A 16,322-nucleotide genomic window follows, 5' to 3' on the forward strand; every position below is an offset into this window, starting at 1 on the left:
GCCACCGGTGGCTCTGCCGTGCTCTTCGGCGGGTGTGTCACTCGACCTCCCCCATGGTCATCCGTTCGCCGCCAAGTATCGCCGCCCGGACCGACATCCGCACCGGCCTTCACTGGATCTTGATCGGATCGCAGCGTGCGCTGCTCATGAATACGCCGGGAGCATCTGTTCGGTTCCCCCCGGGGAAGGTACCGGAGCGGTGGGCGGCGGCTAGCCCTCCCAGTGCCCCCGCGCCCGCTCCTGGGCCTCCGCGCCCGCCCCCAGCCGGTCCAGGCCCAGCAGGGCCGCGCCCAGGACCGGGCTCGCCGTGACCACGCGGACGTCGGCCTTGGGGGCGCGGGCGGCGAGCAGGTCGCGGATGCCGTCGTCGAGCAGCGCGTGGCCGGCGGTGAGGACGCTGCCGCCCAGCAGCACCGGCGTCTCCTCGTCGAGCAGGTCCAGGCGGGTCAGCGCCACTGTGGCCATCACCGCCACCTCCGCCGCGAGCCGGGCGACGATCGAGCGGGCCACCGCATCTCCCTCGGCGGCCGTCGCGAAGAGCACCGGGGTCAGCTCGTGCCGGCGGTCGTGGCCGACGTGCTCCAGATGCAGCGCCTCGATCAGCGCGTACATCGTCGGCAGCCCGAAGTGGCCGGGCAGCGTGCGGGCCAGGGCCGTCGGCTCGCCCCGGCCGTCCTCCGCGCGGGCCGCGAACCACAGCGCCTCCTCCGCCAGGCCCCAGCCCCCGCCCCAGTCACCGGAGATCCGGCCGATCGCCGGAAAGCGCGCGGTACGGCCGTCGGGGCGCATGCCGACGCAGTTGATGCCCGCCCCGCACACCACGGCCACCCCGCGCGGCTGGGCGACGCCCGCGCGCAGGATCGCGAAGGTGTCGTTGTGGACCTCCACCGACGCGCCCCAGCCGCGCGCCTGGAGCGCGGTCGCCAACTGCTCCTCCTCGACGGGGAGATCGGCGTTGGCGAGGCATGCCGAGACGTGCGAGACGGACGTGACGCCGGTGTCCGCGAAGGCGCGCCCCACCGGTTCGGCCAGCGCGTCCACCGCCGCGCTCACCCCCACCGCGGGCGGGCGGAAACCGCCGCCGCGGGCCGTGGCCAGCACCTCCCCGGCGGCGGTGACCACGGCCACGTCGGTCTTGCTGTTGCCCGCGTCGATGGCAAGCACGGTCGAGGTCAGGCCCACGCGAGGTGCTCCCGGTTGTGTGCGATCAGCTGGTCGGTGAGGGTGTCGGCGTACGCGTGCTGGCCGATCAGCGGATGGGCCAGCAGGGCGCGGAAGACCCGGTCCCGGCCGCCGCGCAGCGCCGCCTCCAGGGCCAGGTCCTCGTACGCCGTCACGTTCGCGATCAGCCCGGCGAACAGGGGGTCCAGCTCCGGCACCGGCAGCGGGGACGGTCCGGCCGGGCCGACCGCGGCCTGGACCTCGATCACCGCGTCGTCTGGCAGGAAGGGCAGCGTGCCCTTGTTGAGGGCGTTCACCACCTGGTAGGGGCTGCCTCCCCCGCCCAGCAGCGCCGCCGCCAGGTCGACGGCCGCCTCCGAGTAGTAGGCGCCGCCGCGCCTGGCGAGCAGCGTCGGCTTCTCGTCCAGGGCCGGGTCGCCGTACATCCTCAGCAACTCGCGCTCCATGGCGGCCACTTCCGCCGCCCGGGACGGCTTGGTGCGCAGTTCGCGCACGACCTCGTCGTGGGCGTAGTAGTAGCGCAGGTAGTAGGAGGGGACCACGCCCAGGCGGTCCAGGAGGGGGCGCGGGAGGTGCAGGTCGTCGGCGATCGCCTCGCCGTGCTCGGCCAGCAGCTTGGGCAGGACGTTCTCGCCCTCCGGGCCGCCGAGGCGCACCCCCGTCTCCCAGGTGAGGTGGTTGAGGCCCACGTGCGCCAGATGCACGTCGGCCGGCGCCACGCCCAGCAGGTTCGCGAACTTCCGCTGGAAGCCGATCGCCACGTTGCACAGCCCGACCGCGCGGTGCCCGGCCTGGAGCAGGGCGCGGGTGACGATGCCGACCGGGTTGGTGAAGTCGATGATCCACGCGCGCGGGTTGGCACGGCGGACCCGTTCGGCGATGCCGAGGACGACCGGGACCGTGCGCAGCGCCTTGGCCAGGCCGCCCGCCCCGGTGGTCTCCTGGCCGACGCAGCCGCACTCCAGCGGCCAGGTCTCGTCCTGCTCGCGGGCCGCCTGGCCGCCGACGCGCAGTTGCAGCAGCACGGCGTCGGCACCGTCGACGCCCGCGTCCAGGTCGGCGGTGGTGACGATCCGGCCGGGGTGGCCCTGCCGGGCGAAGATACGGCGGGCCAGGCCGCCGACCAGCTCCAGGCGTTCGGCGGCCGGGTCCACGAGGACGAGTTCCTCGATGGGCAGGGTGTCCCTCAGGCGTGCGAAGCCGTCGATGAGTTCGGGGGTGTAGGTCGAGCCTCCGCCGACCACGGTGAGTTTCATGGATGGATCAACCCTTTACTCCGGTGAGGGTGACGCCTTCGACGAACGCCTTCTGGGCGAAGAAGAACACGAGGATCACGGGGGCCATGACGAGCACGGTCGCGGCCATCGTGAGGTTCCAGTCGGTGTGGTGGGCGCCCTTGAAGGACTCCAGGCCGTAGGAGAGGGTCCAGGCGCCGGGGTTCTCGGACGCGTAGATCTGCGGGCCGAAGTAGTCGTTCCAGGCGTAGAAGAACTGGAAGAGGGCGACGGCGGCGATGCCCGGCCTGGCCATGGGCAGGACGACCTTCAGCAGGGTCCCGAGGTCGCCGCAGCCGTCCACCCGCGCCGCGTCCAGGTACTCGTTCGGGATCGTCATCAGGAACTGCCGCAGCAGGAAGATGGAGAACGCGTCGCCGAACGCCATCGGGATGATCAGCGGCCACAGCGTGCCGGACAGGTCCAGCTGCTTCGCCCAGAACAGGTACATCGGGATGATGACCACCTGCGGGGGCAGCATCATCATCGAGATCACCAGCATCAGGGACAGATCGCGGCCCCGGAAGCGGAACTTGGCGAGCGCGTACGCCACCGGGATGGACGACACCACGGTCAGCACGGTGCCGAGGCCGGCGTAGATCAGCGTGTTCTTCCACCAGGTCAGGAAGCCGGGCGTGTCGAAGACCTTCTTGTAGTTGCCCCACTCCCAGGTGTGCGGGATCAGGTCGCGGCTGAGCGCCTGGGTGTCGCTCATCAGCGAGGTCAGGAACACGAAGACGAACGGCAGGGTGAAGAACAGCGCGGCGGCGATGCCGAGGGAGTGGACCGCGATCCATTCGAGCAGTGCCCTGCGCCGGGCGGTGCGCTCGGCGGCCGCGGAGGGCGTCCTCAACTCCACCGGCTTGTCCAGTACTTGGGTCATGGTCAGTCACCTGCCTGGATGAGACCGCCCCGGCGCCGCATCAGGAACCCGGTGAACACCATCGACAGGGCGAACAGCACCAGGGCCACCACACAGGCCGAGCCGTAGTCGAAGCGCTGGAAGCCGAGGTTGTAGACGAGCTGGGGGAGGGTGAGCGTGGACTTGTCCGGGTAGCCGGGTTCGAACTGGGTGCCCGCGCCCTGGATCACCCCGGAAGCGACCTTCCCGGCGATCAGCGGCTGGGTGTAGTACTGCATGGTCTGGATCACGCCGGTGACGACCGCGAACATCACGATCGGGGAGATGTTCGGCAGGGTGACGTACCTGAACCGCTGCCAGGCCGAGGCGCCGTCCAGCTCGGCCGCCTCGTACTGCTCGGCCGGCACGTCCAGCAGCGCGGCCATGAAGATGACCATCAGGTCGCCGATGCCCCACAGCGCCAGCAGGGTCAGGGCCGGCTTGGACCAGGTGGGGTCGTTGAACCAGCCCGGCGCGGGGATGCCCACCTTCTCCAGGATCGAGTTGACCGGGCCCGTACCGGGGTTGAGCAGGAAGGCGAAGGCCATGGTCGCGGCGACCGGCGGGGCCAGGTACGGCAGATAGAAGAGGGTGCGGAAGACCCCCGTGCCCGTCTTTATCTTCGTGATGAGCAGGCCGATGCCGAGCCCGAAGACGACCCGCAACGACACCATCACCAGCACCAGCCACAGCGTGTTGCGCAGGGCCGGCCAGAAGAGCGGATAGTGCTCGAAGACGTAACGCCAGTTCTTCCCGCCGCTCCACGCCGGCGGCCGGAAGCCGTCGTAGTGCATGAAGGAGAAATAGACCGTCGAGATCAGCGGGTACGCGAAGAACACCGCGAAGCCGATCAGCCAGGGCGACATGAAGGCGAGGGTTCGAAGCGCCGACCGGCGGCGCTTCGACGCCAGAGTGACCGTACTCATCGGCTACTTCGCCTGCGCGATGTCCGTGTCGATCTGCGCGGCCGAGTTCTTCAGACCCGCCTTCAGATCGGTGACCTTGCCGCTTTCGTAGTCGTACCCGAGCTGCTGGATCGTGACCAGGTACTGGCCGCCGTTGATGGAGGCGGGAGTGGTTGCGGATTCCGGATTGGCGGCGATGTCGAGGAAGGTCTTGAAGCGCGGGTCGTACTTCAGCTTCGGGGACTTCAGCGCGGCCAGCGTGGAGGGCACGTTGTGGATGTCGTTGGCGAATCCGACCACCGCGTCGGTGTTCGTGGTGATGTACTTGACGAATTCCCAGGCCGCGTTCTGCTTGTGGCTTCCGGCGGCGATGCCCGCGATGGTGCCGGTGATGTAGCCCTTGCCGTACTGTGCCGCCTGGTCGTCGGGCACGGGCAGCGGGGCGACCCCGATCTCGAACTTGGGCCTGGCCTGCTCGGCCATGCCGAGCCGCCACTCGCCGTCGAGCTGCATGGCGACCTGACCGGTGTGGAAGGGGTGCTTGGGACCCCATTCGTCACCCAGCGTCACCCGGAACTTCTCCAGCTTCTGGAATCCGCCGAGTTCGTCCACGAGCCGCTTCTGGAGCGCGAAGCCCTTTTCGAACGCCGGGTCCTTGGCGAGGTTCGACTTTCCGTCCTTGCCGAAGTACGTCGGCGAGAACTGGGCGAAGTAGTGCTCGGTGGTGGTCTCCCAGCCGTGGTAGTCCGGCATGAAGCCCAGCTGCTTGTAGGAGTCGCCGTCGGTGATGGTCAGCTTCTTGGCGTCGGCCTCGAACTCGGACCAGGTCTTCGGCGGATTCGCGAGGCTGGCCTTCTGGAACGCCGTCTTGTTGTAGTAGAGCCCGTACGCGTCACCGAGCAGCGGCACCGTGCAGCGGTTTCCGCCGAACTGGGTGTATTCGTTCATGGTCTTCGGGAACGTCTTCTCGGGGTCGATCCCGGACTTCCTGAAGAAGGGGTTGAGGTCGACCAGGGCACCCGAGGAACAGAACTTGCCCACATTGTTGGTGGTGAACGAGGAGATCACGTCCGGCGCCTTGTCACCGCCCGACCGCAGCGCCTGGTTGATCTTGTCGTCGGTCATGTTGCCGACGATGTTCACGTGGATGTTGGGGTGCGCCTTCTCGAAGCCGGCGACCAGGGACTTGACGGCCGCCACCTCGTTCGGCGCGCTCCAGGCGTGCCAGAAGTTGATCGTGGTGTCCTTCGAGGCGTCGTCCGTCGCGCCGGAGCCGGACTGCCCGGTGCAGGCGGTGGCGGCGAGCAGCAGGGCGGAGGCAGTCAGGGTGAAAGCCGCTTTTCGGGCGACTTCGGGTATGGCTGTGGGCATGGCGAGGTCTCCCAGGGACGGGTGAACGGGAAGAGGAGTGCTGCCGGGGGTCAGCGCGAGGTGTCGAAGACCTCGTCGCGGGTGGTCACGAGCGCGGACTCCAACGCGCCGCGCAGGACGGGGTGTTCGTGGACGTCGCCGACGACCAGCCGGGGGCGGGCCGCGGCCAGCTCCTCCAGCTCGGCCTGGACGAGGGCGCGCAGCACCTCGCCGCCTGCCGTCAGCGCGGAGCCGCTGAGGACGACGAGTTCGGGGTCGAGGACGGAGACGAGCGAGGCGAGTCCGGTGGCGAGCCGGGTCGCGTAGGTCCGGAGCAGTTCCCGGTAGGGGCCGGAGGCGTGATCGGCGCCCCGGGCCACGAGTTCGGCGGCGACCTCGGTGTACGGCCCCGACGGCACATCCGGGATGCCGAGTTCGCGGGCCAGCTTCGGTACCGCCTGGGAGCCGGCCAGCTCCTGGTAGCCACCGCTGTTGGCCTTGGTCACCTGCCGCACCAGGGGAGTGCCCGGCACCGGCAGGAAGCCGACCTCGCCGGCGCCGCCGGTCCAGCCGCGGTGCAGCCGGCCGCCGAGGACCAGAGCGGCGCCGAGCCCCTCCTGGTTCCACAGGAGGACGAAGTCCCCGTGGCCCTTGGCCGCCCCGAGCCGCTGTTCGGCGAGGGCGACGAGGTTGACGTCGTTCTCGTACTCCACCGGCATCGGCAGGGCGGCGGCGAGCTCGTCGAGCAGGGTGGGGGAGTGCCAGCCGGGGAGGTGGGAGGCGTAGCGCAGCCGACCGGTGTTGGGGTCGAAGGCGCCCGGAGTGCCGATGACCAGACGGTGCACATCGGACCGGGCGAGCCCGGCGGCCTTGACGGCGCCGTCGAGCGCGTCGGTGACCTGCCGGACGACGGGTTGGGCGGGCCGCCGCCCCGGAGTGGGCAGCTCGTACTCGCCCACCGTCCGGCCGGTGATGTCGGCGACGGCGGCGCGGATCCGCTCCGGGGTCACATCGAGGCCCGCGGCGTGCGCGGCGGTGGGGTTGACGGCGTACAGCTGGGCGTTGGGGCCCGGCCGGCCCTCGCTGGTGCCGGTGACCCGGACCAGTCCGGCCGCCTCCAGGCGGGCCAGCAGTTGCGAGGCGGTGGGCTTGGACAGGCCGGTGAGCTTCCCGATCCGGGTGCGCGACAGCGGCCCGTGCTCCAGCAGGAGGTCCAGGGCGGCGCGGTCGTTCATGGCGCGCAGCACGCGCGGGGTGCCCGGCGTACCGGCGGTTCCTGCCATGGGGTCGACACCTGCCCTTCCAGCCGCCCAGCTTCTCAGTGACCTGCCCGGAGGTCCAGTCTTGATCACCGACCGCCCAGGAGATCACTGTTAGGAAACTTTCCTATTGGGGTGGGAGGAACGTAAGCCCAGGACGAAGGGGGCGTCAATAGACAACGCTTCCGAGGCAACAGAGTCGTTATCTCGCCGGGAGCGGCTGTATACCTGATGCACCGCTTGCCGATCTTCGATCCCGGCAGCAAGGGCCGGTGGACGACGAGCGGATGGTGAAGGATGCCCGACCGAAGACTCCTGGGGAGGCTGTGGCGTGCCACGATGTCCGGCGTCCTGCCACTGATGATCTTGCTGACCGTGCTCGGCGCGGTGGACGACGGACTGTCCTGGTCGACAGTCGCCGACCTCACTCTGCCGCCCGCCCTCTGGGCGTTCGTCGGCTTCCTCTTCGCCCTCTACCTGTACGGCACCCTGCTCCGCCGGGCCCGCGGCACCGGCATACCGGTCTCGGTGGAGGCGCTGGCGGCCTGCCAAGAGTACGTTCTCGGAGCCGGCCGGGCCGCGCGGCTGGAGGCGGACCTGCCCGCGTCCGATCGGGCGTGGGACGTGCTGAGCGGCGAGGAACTCCACTTCCGCTGGCGCCCGTTCCGCGGGCGGCGCTCCGTCACGGGCACGGTGACCATCGACGACGCGTCGGGAGAGGCCCGGATGAGGATCCACGCCGACGAGAGCCTGATGACCGGCCCGGGGCTGCGCATGGCGAGCGCGTTCGTCGCGCTGTGCCAGATCGTGCGGCTGGTCAGCCGGTGACGAAGGGGGCGGTGTCGAGGGTGGGGTACGGCGCCGGGATGGGGAGGGGATCGCCGAGGGTGACCTTGGTGTCGGTGGCGTAGTACGCCTCGGTGGGGTCTTGGCCGGGGAGGACGGGGTCGGTGTAGCAGTGGGCTGTTTTGGAGTGGCGGTTGATCAGGACGTAGATCGGGACTCCGGCGGCGGCGTAGGTGCGGAGTTTGGGGCCGGTGTCTGTTTCGTGCTTGGTGGAGGTGACTTCGCCTACCAGGGCGAGCATGTCGGCGGGGTACCAGCCCGGATGGCTCGCGAAGTGCGTCTCGTCGGCGCTGGTCGCCCTTCGGCGCCGCACGCACAGGTCGGGACCGATCAGCGCTGTCGTGGCCCCGGTCCTGTCGGTGAACCGGTATCCGTTGCCGGTGCCGACGAGCGGGACCTCCGCGGACCAGAACTGGAAGAACAGGCTCATAACAGCCTCGTTGTGCCCGTCATCGGGCGGCGCCTGCGGTACACAAGCCCGGCCTTCGATGAACTCGGGCCGCACGGGCATGGGCGAGGCCGCCTCGTACGCCGCCAGGAGCCGGACGGGCTCCATCCGCTCCATGAGATCCGGTTCCTCGAGGTGGTCGGTGCTCATGGGCAGAACGATGGGGCACCCCCTGCGCTCCCCGCGCCGGAATGCCCCACCTGTTCACTCGAACGAGTGTGCTGAAACCGTTCCGCTCGCTACTTGCCCGGAGGCGTCGGCCGCTGCACGGCGATCGGTGCCGTCGCCGCCGCCTGCGGCGAGTCCGCGTTGGCGTACACCGAAGGCGCCGCCACCGCCGCCGCCGGGTCGGCGGCCTCCTCCGCGTCCTCGACCGACGTCGCGCCGCCCACGATGCGGATCCTCGCCGCGTCGAAGGCGCGCTTGATGCGCCAGCGCAGTTCGCGTTCGACCGTCAGCGCCTTGCCCGGCATGGTCTTGGCCGAGACCCGCACCACCATGGAGTCGATCAGGACCGAGTCCAGGCCGAGCACCTCGATCGGGCCCCACAGCAGCTCGTTCCAGGGCTCTTCCTTGCTCATGTGCTCGGCGACCTCGTCCAGGGTCGCCTTGACCCGGTCCAGGTCCTCGCCCGCCCGCACCGTCACGTCCACCCCGGCCGTCGCCCAGCCCTGGGAGAGGTTGCCGATCCGCTTGACCTCGCCGTTGCGGACGTACCAGATCTCACCCTCGGCACCGCGCAGCTTGGTCACGCGCAGCCCGACCTCGATGACCTCACCGGTGGCCACGCCCGCGTCGATCACGTCACCGACGCCGTACTGGTCCTCCAGGATCATGAACACGCCGGAGAGGAAGTCGGTGACCAGGTTCCGGGCGCCGAAACCGATCGCCACACCGGCCACACCGGCCGACGCCAGCAGCGGCGCCAGGTCGATCTTGAAGGTGGACAGGACCATCAGCGCGGCCGTACCGAGGATCAGGAAGCTCGCCACCGACCGCAGCACCGAGCCGATCGCCGCCGACCGCTGCCGGCGCCGCTCGGCGTTGACCAGCAGCCCGCTCAGCGCCGTGCCGTCCACGGCCTCGACGGTGCGGCCCATCCGGTCGATCAGCTTGGTGATCGCCTTCCGCACCGCCGCGCGCAGCGCCACCGCCACGACCACGATCAGCAGGATCTGCAGCCCCATCGCGAGCCAGGTCGACCAGTTCTGCTCGACCCAGCTCGCCGCGTTCGTCGCGCTCTGCTGGGCGTCCTGGAGCGACGGCACGACCGGTGCCGTCTCGGACGGGGAAGGGGACGGGGTCGGCGACGCACCGGCGGCCAAGAGGGCGGCGGGCAAGGACGACACGGCAGGTACCTCCAGGTGCTGCACGGTCCGTGCCGGCGGGCGGTCAAGGTCTTGAAGGTCACGAGAAGGTCACCGGACGGACAGGGCCACCACACTAACGGGGCATTGTGTGCGCATCGCGCGGATCCGCCAAGGAGGGGCGCAGGAGAGACGGGACTCACCCTGGCTTGAACCGGCCATGATCCGGGGGATGAATCAGGTGTGGTCGAAAACACTCCCAGCCCGTTACCGGGACATGGTGGCGCTTCCACCAGGCATGAGGGGAGACTGGCTGCAGATCGTCCCGGCGCGAGCCACGCGCCGCCGACGCCCAAGGAGGCACCCGTGCCGCACGTCCTGGTCCTCAACGCGTCGTACGAGCCGCTCGGCGTCGTACCGCTCCGCCGCGCGCTCGTCCTCGTCCTGGAGAACAAGGCCGTCTCCCTCGAGGAATCCGGCGCCTATATGCACAGCGCAACCGTCACAGTCCCCGCACCCAGCGTGGTCCGGCTCAAGCGATTCGTCCGGGTTCCCTATCGGGGGCCCGTTCCACTCACCCGGCGCGCACTCTTCGCGCGCGACGGGGGCCGGTGCATGTACTGCGGTGGCGTCGCAACCAGCGTCGACCACGTCATCCCGCGCAGTCGCGGGGGCAAGCACGTCTGGGACAACGTGGTGGCCTCCTGCCGCCGCTGCAACCACGTGAAGGCCGACCGTCACCTCGTCGAGCTGGGGTGGCGACTGCGGCACAAACCCGCCCCGCCGACCGGGCTGGCCTGGCGCATCATCGGCACCGGGCACAGGGATCCGCGCTGGTTGCCCTACTTGCAGCCATACGGCGCGGACGATGCCCTGGCCCGGATCGACGGCATTTCCGCCTGACGATCCGGGCCTTCGCGTACCCGCCGGCTCCGGGGGTCCCCTGTGCCCCGGAGCCTTCGGGCTCACGAGTACCGCAGCGCCCCGGGGGTGTGCCGAACGGCGCAGCGGGGGCAGCGAGACGGCTGCCGCCAGCAGGCAGCAGGCGTACACGCCCACCGGCACCAGCAGCGCGGTGCACGGCACCGCCTGGGTGAGCCGGCCCTGGGTCAGCGAGGCGTACCAGACGCCGATCGCCATGCCGCCGGCACCCGCCAGCACGACCTCCGGGGCCAGCGGCAGCGCCGTCTCCAGCAGCAGCGCCCGGCCGAGCACCGCCCGGGGCACCCCGGAGGCGACCTGTGCGGCCAGGCCGCGGCGGCGGTTCGCCACCGACTCGGCGGTGCCGACGGCGAGGCCGGAGAGCGGCGGCGAACAGCAGCCCCGGCCCGCACCCCGCTGCTCGGCCGTACCCGGCTACATGCACTGAGTGAACAGTGATCTGCGGCGCGGGCCGCGCGCCGCCCGTCGTCGTGTGTTCGAGCAGCTCTCGGGAGTGCCCGCGCCGTCACGGGGTAGGCCTGCCGTAATCCGTTCAAAACCGCAACATCCGACCGCCACCCGAAGGAGGCCCCTCGTGGCCGCACCGGCTCGACTCCCGATCCCGGCCCAGTGGAAACCCGAGGCGGACCCGTCCGCCCCGACCGACGGCGCGCTGTGCGTGTTCAGCGCGGAGAGCGCCTGCGCCCAGGCCCCGCTGACCAGCGAGCCGCCCCTGCCCGACGCCGAGCCCCTGACCAGCGAGCCGCCGCTCGCCGAGGCCACCCCGCTGACCAGCGAGTCGGACGCCTTCGGCGCGGGGTCGCACGAATCCGACACCTACGGCGGGGGGTCGTACGAGTCCGGCGCCTTCGGCGCGAGGCCGTAGATGAGCGCGGAGTTCGAGGACTTCGCGGACGCGGACCTGGCCCGGCTCGCCGGTCTGCACGGGGTCGCCACCTCCTACAGCCCCGCCCCCGGCCGCGAGGTCCCGGTCCCCGCCTCCGCCGTGGTCGCCGCCCTGGCCGCCCTCGGCGTCGACGCGGCCGGACCCGCCGCCGTACGCGCCGCCCTCGACGCGCGGGAACGCGAACTGCGCGAGCGCCTGCTGCCGCCGACGCTCGTGCACTGGGCCGGCGACCCGCAGGGCCCCGCCGCCCTCGCCGCGCTGCCGCCCGGCACCCGCCTGCGTGTCGAGACCGAGGCGGGCCAGGACCGGGACACCGCCGCGGACCTGCCGCTCGGCGTGCACCGGGTGACCGCCGTCGCCCCCGACGGCCGCACCGGCCACGCCCACCTCGTCGTCGCCCCCGACCGGCTGCCCGCCCCGCCCGGCCGCGCCCACGGCCTCCTCGTCCAGCTGTACTCCCTGCTCTCCCGCCGCTCCTGGGGCATGGGCGACCTCGGTGACCTCGCCGAACTGGCCGGCTGGGCCGGACGCACCGCCGGCGCCGGATTCGTCCAGGTCAACCCGCTGCACGCGGCCGTACCCGGCGCCCCCACCGACCCCTCGCCCTACCGCCCCTCCTCGCGCCGCTTCCCCGACCCCGTCCACCTGCGGATCGAGGACATCCCCGAGTACGCCTACGCCGCCGACCGCGAGCGGCTGAACGCCCTGCTGGAGCGCGCCGAACGGCTGCGTGCCGCCGTCCTCGACAAGGGCGCCCTCATCGACCGCGACGCCGTGTGGGAACTCAAGCGCGAGGCACTGGACCTGGTCCTGACCGTCCCCCTCGGCCCCGGCCGCCGGGCCGCCTACGACGACTTCCGCGCCGCCCACGGCCAGGCCCTCGACGACCACGCCACCTGGTACGCACTCGCCGAGATCCACGGCTGCGACTGGCACCGGTGGCCATCCGCCCTGCGGGACCCCCGTTCGGCCGAGACCGCCCGCGCCCGCGCCGACCTGGCCGACCGGGTCGAGTTCCACGCCCGCCTCGCCTGGCTCACCGACGGCCAGCTCCGCGCCGCCCAGCGCGCCGCCCGCGAGGCCGGCATGTCCGTCGGGATCGTGCACGACCTCGCCGTCGGCGTGCACCCCGCCGGCGCCGACGCCTGGGCCCAGCAGGACGTGTTCGCCGCCGGCATGTCCATCGGCGCCCCGCCCGACGCCTTCAACGCCCGCGGCCAGGACTGGGGCCTGCCGCCCTGGCGCCCCGACCGGCTCGCCGCCACCGGATACGCGCCCTACCGCGAGCTGCTGCGCGCCCTCTTCCGCTGTGCCGGCGCCCTGCGCATCGATCACGTGATGGGCCTGTTCCGGCTGTGGTGGGTCCCCCAGGGCAGCGCGCCCACCGGGGGCACCTACGTCCGCTACGACGCGGACGCCATGCTCGCGATCCTCGCCCTGGAGGCCGGCCGCGCCGGAGCCGTCGTCATCGGCGAGGACCTCGGCACCGTCGAGCCCGGCGTGCGCGAGACGCTGCAGCGGCGCGGAGTGCTCGGCACCTCGGTGCTGTGGTTCGAACGCGACTGGGAGGGCGACGGACGCCCGCTGCCGCCCGAGCGCTGGCGCGCCGACTGCCTGGCCACCGCCACCACCCACGACCTGCCGCCCACCGCCGCCCGGCTCACCGGCGACCACGTCGACCTGCGCGACCGCCTGGGCCTGCTCACCCGCCCGGCGACCGAGGAACGCGCCGAGGCCGTCGCCGACGCCGCCGAGTGGCTCGCCCTGCTGGGCAGCCTCGGCCTGCTGGACCTGACGGCCGCCGGGCCGCCCGGCTCGGACGAGGAGGAGGAGATCCGCGCCGTCCACCGCTTCCTGCTGCGCACCCCGGCCCGGCTGATCGGCGTCTGGCTCCCGGACGGCGTCGGCGACCGCCGCCCGCAGAATCTGCCGGGGACCTGGGACCAGTACCCCAACTGGCGACTGCCGATCGCGGACCCCGCGGGCCGGCCCGTGCCCCTGGAGGAACTGACGGCCTCCCCGCGGCTGCGGGCACTACTCCATGTGTTCGGGCAGGCCAGGGGCGTGTGAATCCCCCGTACGGGACCCCGGCCGCGCGGCCTTCCGGGTGGTTCGCTAACTTGAGATCGTGGACAAGAAGAACGCCCTGCGCGCCGGTGCCCTGGCCGCCGGTACGACGCTGATGATGCTGCTCATGTCGTCCCCCGCGCTCGCGCTGACCCGCGACGACGGCGACGACCCCGGCCCCGGCCTGAGCGTCATCCAGACGCTGGGCCTCTACGTGCTGATCCCGCTCGCGCTGTTCGTGGTCATCGCCGGTCTGGTGATGGCGCTGGACAAGTCCAAGATCCGGACGATCAAGCCCTCGTCCAACGTGAAGCCCAAGGCCGACGCCAAGGCCTGACCGGACACCGGTTCTCTCGCCGGGGGCGCCTGTCCTCCCGCCGGTACGCGCGTGCTGCCGTACCCGGGTGAGGTCGGCGCCCTCGGCGTTTTCCGCCCGGCTCGGGCACGTCAGCCGAACCAGCTCACCTGCACGACGACCTCCTGGAGCGCCGGGCCGTCGAGGCGGGAGCCGACTTCCGGTACGAGGCGGAGCTGACCGGGCTCACCCAGGGCGCCGACGGGGTGACCGTCGAGGTGCGCGGGCCCGAGGGGCGTACCGAGACGCTGCGGGCGGCGTACGTCGTCGGCGCCGACGGCATGCGCAGCGCCGTACGGGACGCGATCGGGCTGCCCTTCCCGGGCAGGTCGGTGATCCGGTCCGTGGTCCTCGCCGACGTCCGGCTCGCCGAGGAACCGCCGACCCTGCTCACCGTCAACGCCGTCGGTGACGCCTTCGCCTTCCTCGCGCCGTTCGGCGACGGCTACCACCGGGTGATCGGCTGGCATCGCGGCCGCAACGTCCCCGACACCGAGCCGCTGGGCGGCGGTCGCCGCGCACGTCGGCGGCTGAGCCCCGCCCTAGTGCGGCGCCTCCAGCGTCCCCGCGAGCAACTCCCTCAGCAGGTCGGCCAGTTGGCCGACCTGCTCGTCGTCGAGGAGCGACAGGGCCTCCGTCTGTACCGCGAGGCCCGCGCCGACCGCCCGGTCGATGACGTCCAGTCCCTTCTCGGTCAGCGTCACCTGAAGGCCCCGCCGGTCGTGCGGATCGGGGGAGCGGCGCAGCAGGCCCGCCTTCTCCAGCTTGTCGAGGCGCCCGGTCATCCCGCCGGTGGTGAGCATGAGCGTGGCCGACAGCTGCCGCGGCGAGAGCGTGTACGGCTCGCCGGTCCGGCGCAGGGTCGCGAGCACGTCGAACTCGCCGCGTGAGATGCCGTAGGGCCGGTAGGCCTTCTCCACATCGGCGCCTTCTTCCCCCTGCTGTTCGTGTCGGCGTACCGGCTGCCCGGCGGTATGGCCGCCGTCGTCGGCTCGGTCCAGCCGCTGTTCGTCGTCGGCCTCTCGGCGCTGCTGCTCGGGCAGCGGCCTGCCCGGCGCACGCTCGGCACCGGTGCCGCGGCCGCGCTCGGCGTCAGCCTCGTCGTCCTCCAGGGCACCGGCACGCTCGATGTCGTCGGAGTGCTCGCGGCCGTGGCCGGCACCGCCTCGATGGCCGCCGGTACGGTGCTGACCAAACGGTGGGGCCGCCCGGACGGCGTGGGCCCGCTGGCCCTCACCGGCTGGCAGCTCACCGCGGGCGGCCTGCTCATCGCGCCGCTCGCCCTCCTGGCCGAGGGCGCCCCGCCCGCCCTGGACGCCCGTGCCGCAGGCGGCTACCTCTATCTCGCCCTGGCCAACACGGCGGTGGCGTACTGGCTCTGGTTCCGTGGCATCGGCCGGCTCACCGCCACCCAGGTCGCCTTCCTCGGCCCGCTCTCCCCGCTCACCGCGGCCGTGGTCGGCTGGGCGGCCCTCGGCCAGGCGCTCACACCGGTGCAGGTGGCGGGGATGGCGCTGGCGTTCGGCGCGACGCTCGCGGGACAGCTCGGGGGCGGCAGGAACCAACCGTTCAGTTCAACTGAAAAGAATGCTCGAAAAGATTCGATGGACCTTATGGATCTGCGGCTGCGACGGTAGGGACACGGACCCACCACCCACCGAAAGGAGCCCCGTGGCAGCCGTCCTGCCCAGGACCACCACCACCTCCACCGCACCCGCCCGCAAGGCCGCCGCCCCCGCGGTCGGACTCGCCCTCGCCGCCCTCGCCACCCTCGTCTGGTCCGGCAGCTTCGTCGCCTCCCGCGGTCTGCACGACAGCGTCCCGCCCGTCCAGCACGCCTTCTGGCGCTGGGCCGTCGCGCTCCTCGCCGTAGCCCCTTTCGGCGCCCGGCAGGCCTGGCGGCAGCGGACGCTGATCCGCCATCACGCCCGCTACGTCCTCCTCGCCTCCCTCCTCGGCGTGGCCACCTACAACACCCTCGTCAACCAGGCCGGACTGACCACGCCCGCCGCCACCATGGGCATGATCATGGCCGCCTCCCCGGTGCTCATGGCGGTGTTCGAACGGCTGGGCGGTTTACGGCTCGGCGGGCGCCGCACCACCGGGCTGCTCGTCGCCTGCGCGGGCGTGACACTGCTCGTGGGCGGCGGCACGCACTTCTCGTCCGGCACTCTGTGGATGATCGCGGCGGCCTGCTGCTTCGCCCGCTACAGCGCGCTGCTGCGCCGCAGGCCGGCCGAACTGAAGGGCACCGGCTTCCTGTTCACCACGTTCCTGACCGGCACGGTCCTCCTCCTGCCCGCGCAGGCGGTGAGCGTGACCGTACAGGGCTCCTTCCACCCCACCCCCGCCACCGTCCTGCCCCTCCTCTACGTCGGCGTCGCCTCCTCCGCCGTGGCCTTCTTCGCCTGGAACAGGGCCGTCGCCCTGATCGGCGCGACCCGCGCGGGCATCGTCTACTACCTCCAGCCGGTCTGCGTGGCCCTGCTGTCCTGGGCCGTGCTCGGCGAGACGACGGGCCTGCCGCAACTGCTGTCGATGGCCCTGATCCTCGGCGGAGTGGTCCTGGGCGCGGGTTCACGCCGCTGACATGTAGCTTT

Annotated in this window: 17 protein-coding genes and 1 pseudogene; 9 read left to right on the forward strand and 9 right to left on the reverse strand. The window is 71.9% G+C overall.

The features are described 5' to 3' along the window. Positions 1 to 210: 210 nt before the first annotated feature. The 6 genes from ACZ5NH_RS40910 to ACZ5NH_RS40935 are packed head-to-tail and all read right to left on the reverse strand — an operon-like array spanning position 211 to position 6,895. On the reverse strand, positions 211 to 1,182 hold the full coding sequence (locus ACZ5NH_RS40910; protein WP_468782905.1) for an N-acetylglucosamine kinase: 972 nt from the start codon (positions 1,180 to 1,182) through the stop codon (positions 211 to 213). After that, positions 1,173 to 2,438 (reverse strand): 6-phospho-beta-glucosidase, encoded by a 1,266-nt coding sequence (locus tag ACZ5NH_RS40915; protein WP_468782907.1) that lies wholly within the window; start codon positions 2,436 to 2,438, stop codon positions 1,173 to 1,175. The genes ACZ5NH_RS40910 and ACZ5NH_RS40915 overlap by 10 nt, the downstream gene beginning before the upstream one ends. Positions 2,439 to 2,445: 7 nt before the next feature. Then, on the reverse strand, positions 2,446 to 3,339 hold the full coding sequence (locus ACZ5NH_RS40920) for a carbohydrate ABC transporter permease (RefSeq protein WP_468782909.1): 894 nt from the start codon (positions 3,337 to 3,339) through the stop codon (positions 2,446 to 2,448). A gap of 2 nt (positions 3,340 to 3,341) precedes the next feature. Continuing rightward, a complete protein-coding gene (locus tag ACZ5NH_RS40925) occupies positions 3,342 to 4,283 on the reverse strand; it encodes a carbohydrate ABC transporter permease (RefSeq protein ID WP_468782911.1) in 942 nt (313 codons plus the stop codon). 3 nt (positions 4,284 to 4,286) lie between these two features. After that, a complete protein-coding gene (locus ACZ5NH_RS40930; protein WP_468782913.1) occupies positions 4,287 to 5,633 on the reverse strand; it encodes an ABC transporter substrate-binding protein in 1,347 nt (448 codons plus the stop codon). Between the two features lie 50 nt (positions 5,634 to 5,683). Then, positions 5,684 to 6,895 (reverse strand): ROK family transcriptional regulator, encoded by a 1,212-nt coding sequence (locus ACZ5NH_RS40935; RefSeq protein WP_468782915.1) that lies wholly within the window; start codon positions 6,893 to 6,895, stop codon positions 5,684 to 5,686. Positions 6,896 to 7,231: 336 nt separating this feature from the next. Between ACZ5NH_RS40935 and ACZ5NH_RS40940 the strand changes: the two genes are divergently transcribed. Beyond that, positions 7,232 to 7,699 (forward strand): hypothetical protein, encoded by a 468-nt coding sequence (locus ACZ5NH_RS40940; RefSeq protein WP_468782917.1) that lies wholly within the window; start codon positions 7,232 to 7,234, stop codon positions 7,697 to 7,699. On the opposite strand, the gene ACZ5NH_RS40945 is transcribed toward ACZ5NH_RS40940, so the two are convergent. Together ACZ5NH_RS40945 and ACZ5NH_RS40950 are read right to left on the reverse strand one after the other, a co-directional pair. Then, on the reverse strand, positions 7,689 to 8,315 hold the full coding sequence (locus ACZ5NH_RS40945) for a Uma2 family endonuclease (protein WP_468782919.1): 627 nt from the start codon (positions 8,313 to 8,315) through the stop codon (positions 7,689 to 7,691). The genes ACZ5NH_RS40940 and ACZ5NH_RS40945 overlap by 11 nt on opposite strands. Positions 8,316 to 8,404: 89 nt before the next feature. Further along, entirely contained in the window at positions 8,405 to 9,514 is a 1,110-nt protein-coding gene (locus tag ACZ5NH_RS40950) for a mechanosensitive ion channel family protein (protein ID WP_468782921.1), read from the reverse strand. 324 nt (positions 9,515 to 9,838) lie between these two features. On the opposite strand from ACZ5NH_RS40950, the gene ACZ5NH_RS40955 reads away from it, so the two are divergent. From ACZ5NH_RS40955 to ACZ5NH_RS40980, 6 genes and pseudogenes are all read left to right on the forward strand, one after another. After that, entirely contained in the window at positions 9,839 to 10,375 is a 537-nt protein-coding gene (locus tag ACZ5NH_RS40955; protein ID WP_039649619.1) for an HNH endonuclease, read from the forward strand. A 172-nt stretch (positions 10,376 to 10,547) separates the two neighbouring features. Beyond that, positions 10,548 to 10,841 (forward strand): hypothetical protein, encoded by a 294-nt coding sequence (locus ACZ5NH_RS40960; protein ID WP_468782923.1) that lies wholly within the window; start codon positions 10,548 to 10,550, stop codon positions 10,839 to 10,841. A 147-nt stretch (positions 10,842 to 10,988) separates the two neighbouring features. Next, positions 10,989 to 11,279, forward strand: coding sequence for a hypothetical protein (locus tag ACZ5NH_RS40965; RefSeq protein ID WP_451555485.1), 291 nt, complete (start codon positions 10,989 to 10,991; stop codon positions 11,277 to 11,279). Further along, positions 11,280 to 13,370: a 4-alpha-glucanotransferase gene (malQ, locus tag ACZ5NH_RS40970; protein WP_468782925.1), complete on the forward strand. Its 2,091-nt coding sequence runs from the start codon at positions 11,280 to 11,282 to the stop codon at positions 13,368 to 13,370. Positions 13,371 to 13,428: 58 nt separating this feature from the next. Next, the gene (locus tag ACZ5NH_RS40975; RefSeq protein WP_388634640.1) at positions 13,429 to 13,704 is read left to right on the forward strand and encodes a hypothetical protein; all 276 of its coding nucleotides are present in this window, start codon (positions 13,429 to 13,431) and stop codon (positions 13,702 to 13,704) included. A 140-nt stretch (positions 13,705 to 13,844) separates the two neighbouring features. Then, positions 13,845 to 14,225: pseudogene (locus tag ACZ5NH_RS40980) on the forward strand (FAD-dependent monooxygenase); the annotation flags it as partial. Between the two features lie 39 nt (positions 14,226 to 14,264). On the opposite strand, the gene ACZ5NH_RS40985 reads toward ACZ5NH_RS40980, so the two are convergent. Beyond that, on the reverse strand, positions 14,265 to 14,765 hold the full coding sequence (locus ACZ5NH_RS40985) for a MarR family winged helix-turn-helix transcriptional regulator (protein WP_468782972.1): 501 nt from the start codon (positions 14,763 to 14,765) through the stop codon (positions 14,265 to 14,267). On the opposite strand from ACZ5NH_RS40985, the gene ACZ5NH_RS40990 reads away from it, so the two are divergent. Both ACZ5NH_RS40990 and ACZ5NH_RS40995 read left to right on the forward strand, forming a co-directional pair. Beyond that, positions 14,670 to 15,359, forward strand: a complete 690-nt coding sequence (locus ACZ5NH_RS40990; protein ID WP_468782927.1) for an EamA family transporter — start codon at positions 14,670 to 14,672, stop codon at positions 15,357 to 15,359. The genes ACZ5NH_RS40985 and ACZ5NH_RS40990 overlap by 96 nt on opposite strands. 34 nt (positions 15,360 to 15,393) lie before the next feature. Continuing rightward, on the forward strand, positions 15,394 to 16,311 hold the full coding sequence (locus ACZ5NH_RS40995) for a DMT family transporter (RefSeq protein ID WP_468782929.1): 918 nt from the start codon (positions 15,394 to 15,396) through the stop codon (positions 16,309 to 16,311). Positions 16,312 to 16,322 lie beyond the last annotated feature (11 nt).

This window comes from Streptomyces sp. NPDC031426, from assembly GCF_055581585.1.